The sequence below is a fragment of the Waterburya sp. genome (genome assembly GCF_058530065.1).
Genome location: NZ_JBZNBU010000202.1, coordinates 1 through 3,824 on the forward strand (window position 1 = coordinate 1; position 3,824 = coordinate 3,824).

The 3,824-nt window shown below is 40.4% G+C and carries 2 protein-coding genes; both read right to left on the minus strand.

The genetic code is table 11. From position 1 onward, the window contains the following. Positions 1–1,934: CHAT domain-containing protein (locus AC33VI_RS12645; protein ID WP_491782625.1), on the minus strand; the 1,934-nt coding region annotated here is incomplete at its 3' end. Positions 1,935–2,043: 109 nt separating this feature from the next. Then, the coding region (locus AC33VI_RS12650; RefSeq protein WP_491782626.1) for an autotransporter outer membrane beta-barrel domain-containing protein at positions 2,044–3,824 on the minus strand (1,781 nt) is incomplete at its 5' end.

Here is a 3,824-nt window from a genome sequence, read left to right on the forward strand (position 1 = left end):
AAGACTAAGGTTTTAGTTTGATTTTGTTGTAATTGAGTTTCTAGGGGACGAATTAACCAATTATAGATAGTTTGGTTGGGTTGTAGAGGATCGCTAATTGCCAAATACGGACTGAGGTTGGCATAAAAATCGGCAAAGACGCGCTCGATTGCTTGAGGTGTAATCTGAGTTTGGTAATATCTTAGGCGTTGTCCCGACTGAGAGAGAATTATTGCCAGACGATCGCGTAAGATAATGGAGTAGATTACGGCTGCGTTGGGATCTATATTTTCAATATTCTGGGGTTTGGCATCAATACAGGCTTCGCGAAAAAAGTTATTTAACTGTGCTAATTGCAATGCTTCAATAGTATCGCGGGCTGCAATTAAATTGGCTTGCGAGGGGTTGTTATCTAATAGTAGTGCGACTCTTTCCCTATATAAAGGCTCAATGCGATCGCGAAAAGCAAACTGAGTTGTGGGGTTGGTAGCGAGTAGATTATCTCTTAAGGACTGTAAACTGTCAAAAGCAGAGTTATAAGATTCTCTTGCCAATTTTTGTTGGTTTTCTGCTTGATAGATCCGACCTAGCTGCCATTGCCAAAGATATGCTGATTCTGAGGTGAAATTGCTGTCTGTGTTTAAAATTGCCTGTCGAGTTAATTTCAATGCTTGGGCTAGTTTTCCCATTTGCAGATCGATCGCGCCGAGATAGCCACTAGCATAAGCTTCTGCTTGCTTGTCTTGTAATTGTTGGGCTTGTTGTCGGGCAAGATTTGCTTGGGTTTCAATTTCAGTCCAAGAGATTAGATTATCTTCTCTTGGGGTACATTGTTGTACTAGAGGAGAAGGGTATTTAACCCGATCTGGTTGCAAGCAAATTAAACTTTGGACTAAGTTAAGGCGATCGTAAATAGTGCTGCGGGTTGTGGGTAATTGGTTTAAATTGGTTGTTATCTCTGTAATTAAATCGGGTAGAGATTGACTATCTAAGACGCGATCGCGAATAATTAAACTGAGTAAATTTAATTGGGCTTTAGTTTTAGTGGCTAAATTATTCGACAACTTAGCTTGTTGATAACAATCTACCGACTGTAAATATAACGAGTTTTTATTTGATAAATTATTATCTGCCAAACATTGAATTGGATTGGAATTTGTAGCATTATTGTTAGTAGATTCTAGGCGATCTCCCAATCGATAAACTGTATTTCCCAGACTTAATAAAACCAGTTTTTCTGTTTTGGTATCTCCTGATTTCTTGGCAATTGTAGCAGCTTGTTTTAATACTTCTAAAGACTTTTCTAAATTTCCCGTAGTTCTTAAGGTATTTCCTAAACCTAATAAAGCAGTGACTTTATCGGCAGAATCCGCTTGGTTATTTAATTCATCGACAACGGAACTTAAAAGTTTATTAGCTCGACGATAGTAACCTAAGTCTTGTAAAGCTTGTGCTTGATTAACTTGATTTTTAATAATAGCACGCTCTTGAAGAGATCCGCTTTGCGGTTCGCTATTTAATTCTCGATAAATTTTCTCTGCCTTTTGCCAGGTTGATAAAGCAATTTCAGATTGTCCTTGCGAGCGCACTGTACTCCCTTTTATATCCAAACTATTGGCTAAGATACGTTGCCGAGTTGTGTTTAAAGGTTGAGACTGAATTATTTTTAAAGCAGAATCGATCGTACTATCGGCAGTCGAGATATTTCCTATTTTTTGTTGTGTCAATGCTAAGTTACTCAACGCCATTACTCGATTGAGGGGATCTTGTTTTTGCTCGAAGTAACTAACCGCTTGTTGCCAAAGTTCGCTAGAGGCAAAATACTTTTCCTGTTGATATAATTCCATAGCGCGATCGACCAAGTTAACAGGTGTAGCAATAACATTAGTCGCGATCGCAATACTAAAAGTTAAACTAAATAAACCTATTAAATATCTTGCAAAGATAGACCTCATAAGATTAGAATATCAAGCTTTTGTAGATTGTTTTTATTTCACGCAGAGACAAGGACATGGCTTTTGAGCGCAAAGACGCAGAGAGAAATGCTAAGTTTTTTATCAATGGTTAAAGCTGGCAAACTAGGTTATTTTTTGGCTGAGGATAACTATCAGTGTGGGTTTTTTGTGCGATTAATTCTAGATTACCGCGATCGTTAATTATCCATCCTTGGGCTTCGATAATTTCTGGTTTTGTATCTGTCAGGGCAATTCGCGAATTGCCCCCACCCGCGATCGTATTCTCCTCAGAATCATTTGCAGGTTGTACTAAATCCACCTCGTTTATTTCTCCATCCCTCACCTGAAGGGGATTAGATGACACACCACCTTTGCCCGTAACAATAAACTCATTACCTCTACCTTGCTGACAGAGATTTTGCGCTATTAGTCCAGTTACATCGATTATTTCTGTGGGTAATTCTTCTAATGCCTCAACGGGGTTGATATCTAATTCGTTAATTGAGATCGTGCCATCTAAGCCAAACTGGGAAGAAGCATTGATGTTATTTGTGTTGTTGGTGGGTGGAGAATTTCTGGCTTCTATGCCAAAAAGTCCATTGGTAGTGATATTGATATTTCCTCCAGATCCTCTCTCAGCCGAAGCAATAATGTCGTTGTTTTGATTAAAAGAAGCAATGACAAACTCCGCATCGAGATTGATATTCCCGCCGTCGGCATCTTCTAAAGCTTGTGCCGAAATCAGACTTTGATTTTCTAAAGTTAAGTTATTGGCAACTTCGAGATCGATGTTACCTCCTCTTCCTGTAGGAGTTGAAGCAAATAAAAATCCGCCATCCTTTAAATTGAGAAAGTTAACAGTAATCTGAAGACTACCCGCATTACCAAAACCAAAGCTAGCTACCGATATTTGACCTTCATCGGCAAGAGATAGATTGTTGGCGGTAATCTCAATTCCGCCTGCATTGCCTTCCCCAGTCTCTTCAACAGTATTAAAGACACCGCTAGCAAAGCCTAAAGAGGTTCTTCCTGCTGCAAATATATCACCAGTAGTAGCGATCGCGATCGAGCCTGCATTACCAATTCCAGCAGTGCTAGCACTAATCTCACCACCGTTAGTTAAAGTTAAATTGTTGGCAGTAATCTCAATCCCGCCTGCATCACCCGCCACAAACTCATCTATTAAACTAAAAATCCCACTAGCCGAACTTGCTAAAGATTCGCCATCAGCGGTAATGTCTCCCGTGGCGTTAATCGTAACTTCTCCTGCATCTCCGCTACCGAAGTTGCTCGCACTTATCTGTCCGCCATTGGTTAACAAGATATTCTCAGCAGCGATCGCAATTCCCGCGCTATTTCCTCTTACCGATTCTTCGATGGTACTAAAAATCCCACTAATTGATTCTGAGTTAGATTCGCCATCGGCGGTAATATCTCCCGTGGCGTTAATCGTAATTTCCCCTGCATCTCCGCTACCGAAGTTACTAGCAATAATTTCCCCACCATTGGTTAGAGAGATGTTTTTGGCAGTAATCTCAATTCCACCTGCATTTCCCGCCACCGATTCTTTAATCAAGCTAAAAATGCCACTGACAAATCCCAAAGAAGACTCACTATCGGCAACAATATCTCCTGTAGCGTTAATCGTAATTGCCCCTGCATTCCCCAAACCGAAGTTACTAGCACTTATCGCGCCACCGTCTTGCATCGTTAAATTAGTAGTGCTAATCCTAATGTTACCTGCATTACCCATTGTCGAATCGTCTACAGTATTGAAAATACTGCTGCCCTGTGTCAATACGATAGTATCGGTAACATCGATTACCACATCTTCTGCTTGGGCATCGATTGAGGAAGATTCCGCCAAGATCCCCCCGACAATAAAGCTTG